Source organism: Inquilinus sp. (genome assembly GCF_039594555.1).
In the GTDB taxonomy this organism is placed as follows: domain Bacteria; phylum Pseudomonadota; class Alphaproteobacteria; order DSM-16000; family Inquilinaceae; genus Inquilinus.
This window is the reverse complement of record NZ_JBCNNF010000406.1, coordinates 1-6,247: the sequence shown is the minus strand read 5'-3', so window position 1 is coordinate 6,247 and position 6,247 is coordinate 1. Positions and strand designations below refer to the sequence as shown.

The 6,247-nt window shown below is 72.6% G+C and carries 5 protein-coding genes; 2 read left to right on the top strand and 3 right to left on the bottom strand.

The window, feature by feature from the left end; all coding sequences use genetic code 11:
* Nucleotide 1 precedes the first annotated feature (1 nt).
* From ABDW35_RS30025 to ABDW35_RS30015, 3 genes are all read right to left on the bottom strand, one after another.
* On the bottom strand, nucleotides 2-1,945 hold the full coding sequence (locus ABDW35_RS30025; RefSeq protein WP_343717520.1) for an MHYT domain-containing protein: 1,944 nt from the start codon (nucleotides 1,943-1,945) through the stop codon (nucleotides 2-4).
* A gap of 118 nt (nucleotides 1,946-2,063) precedes the next feature.
* Nucleotides 2,064-3,524, bottom strand: a complete 1,461-nt coding sequence (locus ABDW35_RS30020) for a HAMP domain-containing sensor histidine kinase (RefSeq protein WP_343717519.1) — start codon at nucleotides 3,522-3,524, stop codon at nucleotides 2,064-2,066.
* Complete coding sequence (locus ABDW35_RS30015) at nucleotides 3,511-4,200, bottom strand: response regulator transcription factor (RefSeq protein ID WP_343717518.1); 690 nt, start codon at nucleotides 4,198-4,200, stop codon at nucleotides 3,511-3,513. Before ABDW35_RS30015 ends, ABDW35_RS30020 begins: the two co-directional genes overlap by 14 nt.
* A gap of 258 nt (nucleotides 4,201-4,458) precedes the next feature.
* On the opposite strand from ABDW35_RS30015, the gene ABDW35_RS30010 reads away from it, so the two are divergent.
* Nucleotides 4,459-5,370, top strand: a complete 912-nt coding sequence (locus tag ABDW35_RS30010) for a LysR family transcriptional regulator (protein ID WP_343717517.1) — start codon at nucleotides 4,459-4,461, stop codon at nucleotides 5,368-5,370.
* Between the two features lie 64 nt (nucleotides 5,371-5,434).
* Nucleotides 5,435-6,247: YbfB/YjiJ family MFS transporter (locus ABDW35_RS30005; protein ID WP_343717516.1), on the top strand; the 813-nt coding region annotated here is incomplete at its 3' end.

Below are 6,247 nucleotides of genomic sequence, written 5' to 3'. Positions count from 1 at the left end.
GTCAACGCCGCCGACTGACCGGCCGGCCGACGCTGAGCGGCAGGGGCTCGATCACGGCCCCGCCGCCGGCTTCCTCATTTCCGGTCGGCAGCAGGATGGTGATGCGGGTGCCGACCTCGGGCTCGCTGTCGATCATCAGCATGCCGCCATGGCTCTCGACCAGCGCCTTGGCCAGCGGCAGGCCCAGCCCCGACCCTTCGCGCGGCCGCCGCGACAGCTTGCGCGCCTGACGGAACGGCTCCAGTGCCAGGGCGATCTCCTGCTCGGTCATGCCGATGCCGGTGTCGGCCACGGTGATGCGCACCGACCGGGCCACCGCCGCCGCCTCGATCGTGACGCGGCCGCCATCGGGCGTGAACTTCACCGCATTGGTCAGCAGGTTGATCAGGATCTGGCGCAGCCGCAGCGGGTCGGCGTGCAGCAGCGGTAGGTCGCGCGCCACGCGCTGCTCGATGGCGATGCCGTGCGCCTCGGCGCGCTGCGCCACCAGGCTGACCGCCCCCTCGATGTCGCTGGCCAGGTCCACCGGCTCCGGCTGCAGCTCCAGCCGGCCGGATTCGACGCGCGAGAGGTCCAGCACGTCGTTGACCAGGGCCAGCAGATGCTGGCCCGAGCGGTGGATGTCCTCGGCATAGCCGCGGTAGCGGTCGGGCAGCGGCCCGAGATGGGCGTCCCGGATCAGCTCGGAGAAGCCGAGGATCGCGTTCAACGGCGTCCGCAGCTCGTGGCTCATATGGGCCAGGAAGGTGGTCTTGGCGCTGTCCGCCGCCTCGACCGTGCGCATGGCTTCGCGCATGCGCTGCTCGGCCACCCGCTCGGTGGTGATGTCGAGATGCGCCACCACGGCGCCGGCGGCGCGCCCCTCGGCGATCGGCGCGGCCAGCAGCCGGATGGTCCGGCCGCCGGTGCCGGCGCCGATCATGTACTCGACCGGCGCCGCCGGCCGGATGCCCTGGACCACGCCGGCCAGATGCACCCGCACCTCCGCCCCCGCCGGCCCGGCGGCGGCGCAGAGGGCGAAGTAGTCCTCGCCGGGGCGGGCGCCGCGGCCGACGAAGCGGTCGCGCTCGCCCGGCCACTGCCAGGGCGGGTTCGCGGTCAGGATGGTGCCGTGCTCGTCGATCAGCGCCAGCGGCATCGGCAGGGCGTTCAGGGTGGCGGCATGGCGTTCGTCCAGCTCCGCCAGCCGGCGATGCGTCTGCAGCTCCGAGATCCGGCGGTCCAGCCGGGTCGCGACCAGCGCCAGGGCGAAGACGACGATGTTCGCCGCGGCGATCATCCCGGCCAGGATCTCCGGCGGCACCGGCGTGCCCAGCCCGGCGGCCGGGACGGTGGCCGGCTCGGGGACGAACCGGGCCGCCGCCATGGCGACGAAATGCATGCCGGAGATGGCGATGCCCATGACCAGCGCCGCCAGGATCCGCCGGATGCGCCCGATCTCGGACAGCGCCAGGTGCAGCGCCGTCGTGGCGACGACCAGGGCGATCAGCACCGACAGGGCCACCACGGCCGGATCGTGGACGATGTGGCCGGGGGCCGCGATCGCGGCCATGCCGACATAGTGCATGCCGGCGATGCCGAGGCCGAAGCACAGGCCGCCCGCCAGCAGCGGCCCCGTCCGGCCCGGTCCGGACGGGGCGGCCCGGCCGAGCATGGCCACGGCGAAGCCGGCGCCGGTCGCGGCGACGGCGATCAGCAGCGACAGCAGGGTCAGCCCCAGGTCGTAGGCGAAGCCGGCCGGCGCGCGCAGGGCGAGCATGGCGATGAAATGCATCGACCAGATGCCGCCGCCCATGGCCACGGCGCCGCCGGTCAGCCACAGCAGGCGGGCCCCGCCGCGCGCGGCGCGGATGTGCCGGCCGAGGCTGAAGGCGACGTAGGAGGCCAGCACCGCGACCAGAACCGCCAGGATCGCCAGCCAGGGATCATGCCCGGGCCCGGACATCAGGGAATGGTGCAGGCCGTCGCCAATCAAATCATCGCCTTCCGATCGGGCGTGCCGCGACCGGAAAAGGCCCGGCCGTGCGGCATGCCGCGAGCATATCGCCGGTGCGGCGGCGTGGCTACGGGCGACGAAGCGGCGCCGCGGCCGCGGCGATCCGGGGCGGCCGCACGTCCCCGCGGGCAGCGGCGCGGCCGGCCGGCACGACGGCCCTGGCCGGCTCGGCGAAGTCGAGCGTCACCGCCAGGCCGGGACGGTTGTCCGCCAGCGTCACGCGGATCTCGTGCAGCTGCGCCACCGCCGCCACCAGGCTGAGGCCCAGGCCGCTGCCCGGGGTCATCCGGCTGGCGTCGAGCCGGAAGAAGCGCTGGAACACCTTCTCGCGCGCCGCCTCCGGAATGCCGGGGCCGGTGTCGCGCACCTGGCCGACCGGCCCCTCCGGCCCCGGCGCCAGCAACACCGCGATCTCGGTGCCGGGCGGGGTGTGGCGGATGGTGTTCTCCACCAGGTTGGCCAGCATCTGGGTCAGCAGCTGCCGGTCGCCGCGGATCCGCAGGCCCGGCGTCACCGTGCCGGCCAGCCGGTAGCCGGCGTCGTCGGCCACCGGGCCGTAGGTGTCGATGATGGTCTCGAACACGCCCGACAGGTCGACCGGGGCGAAGCCCTCGCGCCGCGCGCCGGATTCGATCTGGGCGATGCGCAGCAGCGCCGCGAACACGCCGAGGATGCCGTCGATATCGGCCACGGCCCGCTCCACCGCGGCGTCGTAGTCCTCGGCGGAGGTCGCCTTCAGCCGCGCCGCCTCCAGCCGCTGGCGCATATGCGACAGCGGCGTCCGCAGGTCGTGCGCGATGTCGCTGGACACCTGGTGCAGCCCCTGCATCAGCTGCTGGATGCGGTCCAGCATGGCGTTCAGGTTGTCGGCCAGGCGGTCGAATTCGTCGGCGCCCTTGCCGCGGCTCGGCACCCGCTCGTCCAGGTGGCCGTCCATGATGTGGCGGGCGGCCGTGTTCACCGCCTCGACCCGGCGCAGGAAGCGGGCGCTCAGCACCAGGCCGCTGGCCAGGGCCAGCAGCACCGTCGCCGCGGCCCCGGCCAGGAAAAAGCGGGTGATGCCCTCCTGCAGCTCGTCCAGGTCCTGCGTGTCGCGGCCGATGAACAAATGCAGCTCGGGCGTCAGGTCGACGCCCAGGCCGCGGATGGTGTGGCGCTCCGTGGCGCCGCTGCCGTCGGTCGTCTCCAGCGGAATGTCGGCCCAGCCGGTGACGGCCGGCACCGGCCGCAGGTTGCCGGCCAGCACTCCGCCGTCGGAATCCTCCAGCGCGTAGTAGTAATAGTCCGGGTCGATGTCGGTGATGCGGTCGTTGATCGCCTTGACGATCTCGGGGGCCGAATCCCCGGCTACAGAATCGCGGACCGCCTTCATCTCCGAGCTGATCGACAGGTCGATCTGCTGGTCGGAATACTGCGTCATCGCCATGTAGGTGATGCTCGACACCACGATGATCGAGACGCTGAACAGCGCGGCGAAGCCGGCGGCCAGCCGGAACGTCGCGGTGCGGACGAGCCTACCCAGGATCACGGAGGCAGTACCCAACGCCGCGGACGGTATCCAGCAATGGCAGGTCGAAACCGCGGTCGATCTTGCCGCGCAGCCGGCTGATATGGGTTTCGACCACCGTCGTCTGCGGCTCGAAATGGAACTCCCACACATGCTCCAGCAGCATGGTGCGGGTGACGATCTGGCCGGAGTGCCGCATCAGGTACTCCAGCAGCTTGAACTCGCGCGGCTGCAGGTCGATCGCCTGACCGGCCCGGGTGGCGGTGCGCTTCAGCAGGTCGATCTCGAGATCGGCGACGCGGATCGCGGTCTCGACCGCGACGGCGCCGGCGCGCCGGGCCAGGGCGTCGACCCGGGCCAGCAGCTCCGCCAGGGCGAAGGGCTTGACCAGATAGTCGTCGCCGCCGGCGTTCAGCCCCTCGACCCGGTCGCTGACGCCGCCCAGCGTGGTCAGGAACAGGATCGGCACGGTGTTGCCCTCGGCCCGCATCCGGCGGGCCAGGGTGATGCCGTCGATATCCGGCAGCATGCGGTCGACGATCAGCAGCCGCGGGGCGCAGCCGGCGCGGGCCGCGGAGGCGCGGGCCAGGCCGTCGGTGCCGGTCAGGCTGTGCTCGACCGTATGGCCGGCATCGCGCAGCGACCCGATGATGTGCTGGGCCGTCTCGTTGTCGTCTTCGATCAGGAGGATCTGCATGGGCGTGTCAGGCTCTCGGACAGCGGATCGCTGGCGTGACGGACCGGACCACGCCGAGAGAGCTTCCCCACCGCTCCCGCCGGACCGTCGCACGCCGAGACGGGGCCGCGGGCGTATGACCCGGGGCGGGAGAGTAGGGGAAAGCCCCCGGGCCGCGTACTTACGTTTCGGTAATACCGCGTCCATGTCGTCCTGCCGCCATGTCTCCCCATATTATCACGATATCTTCCCTCCGTCGGGACTCGCGGGACGCGCATCGTGAACGACAAGGATCTCAAGGTGTTCGAGGCGGTGGCCCGCACCGGCGGCATCGGCCGGGCGGCGGCGGAGCTCAACACCGTCCAGTCCAACGTCACCGCCCGCATCCGGGCGCTGGAGGAGGAGCTGGGCACGCCGCTGTTCGAGCGGCACAGCCGCGGCGTGGTGCTGACCGCGGCCGGGCGGCGGCTGCGCCCCTTCGCGGTGCAGATCGCCGACCTGATCCGCCAGGCCAAGCGGGCGGCACAGGATGACGGTACGCCGCGCGGGCCGCTGTCGATCGGCAGCATGGAGACCACGGCCGGGCTGCGGCTGCCGGATGTGCTGGCCGCCTTCACCCAGGCCCATCCCGATGTCGACCTGTCGCTGACCACCGGCACCACGCCCTGGCTGACCCGGGCGGTGATCGCGCGCGAGCTGGACGGCGCCTTCGTCGCCGGCCCGGTCGACCATCCGGAACTGGAGGCCGAGACCATCTTCGCCGAGGAGATGGCGATCATCGCCGCGCCCTCGGTGGCGGATCTCGACGACCTCGGGGCGCTGGCCGGTCTGAAGATCGTCGCCTTCCGCTCCGACTGCGCCTACCGCCAGCGGCTGGAGAGCGTCCTGGCAGCCCAGGGCATCGTCAAGGTCAAGGTGATCGAGATCGGCACGCTGGACGGCATCATCGGCTGCGTCGCCGCCGGCATGGGCATCTCGCTGCTGCCGAAGGGCGTGGTCACCCAGGCGCTGCGCGACCGCCGGATCAAGGCCTTCCGCCCGCCGGCCTGGACCGAGCGGGTGGACACCGTCTTCATCCGCCGCATCGACGCGCACCCGTCCAGCGCCCTGTCCGCCTTCCTGCGGATCGCGCGGCCGTCCCCGCTGCCGCGCACGGCCGAGCCGCTGGCGCTGGTGCGAGGCCATCGCTGATGATGATGGCTTCCATCTGAACTAATCACTCCCGCCGGTGGGTGTCCGCGCCTAGCTTTGGCATATGAGCGCGACACCCCACCGGTCCGGTCCCCACGGCCATGCCCACCATCCCCCGCGGGAGGCCGGGTCGGCCTGGCGCTTCGCCGCCGCGGGGCTCTGCGCCTCGCTGGTCGGGCTCGGCCTGGCCCGCTTCGCCTACACCCCGCTGATCCCGGCGCTGATCGCGGCGCAGTGGTTCAGCCCGTCCGAGGTGATCTATCTCGGCGCCGCCAACCTAGCCGGTTATCTGGCCGGCGCCGTGGCGGCGCGGCCGCTGGCCGCCCGCGCCGGCCCGGTCCGGGCGCTGCGCGGCACCATGCTGCTGGCCACGCTGTCCTGCCTCGCCTGCGCCATGCCGGTCGCCTTCGCCTGGTTCTTCGCCTGGCGGTTCCTGGCCGGGCTCAGCGGCGGCGTCATCATGGTGCTCGCCGCCTCGACCATCCTGCCGCACACGGCGCCGGGCAAGCGCGGCTTGGTCGGCGGCGTGATCTTCGCCGGCGTCGGGCTGGGCATCGCCGCCTCCGGCACGCTGGTGCCGCTGCTGCTGCAGCAGGGGCTGCGCGAGAGCTGGCTGGGCCTCGCGGCGCTGTCCGGCGTGCTGACCCTGATCGCCTGGCCGAACTGGCCGAAGGGCGACCCTGCCGCGGCGCCCCATGCCGATGCCAAGGCCGTGCGGCCGCGGCGGTCCGCGATCGTCCCGGTGCTGTCCCTGCAATACGGCCTCAACGCCGTCGCCCTGGTGCCGCACATGGTCTTCGTCGTCGATTTCGTGGCCCGCGGCCTGGGCCAGGGTATCGCCGCCGGGTCGCAATACTGGGTGCTGTACGGGCTGGGC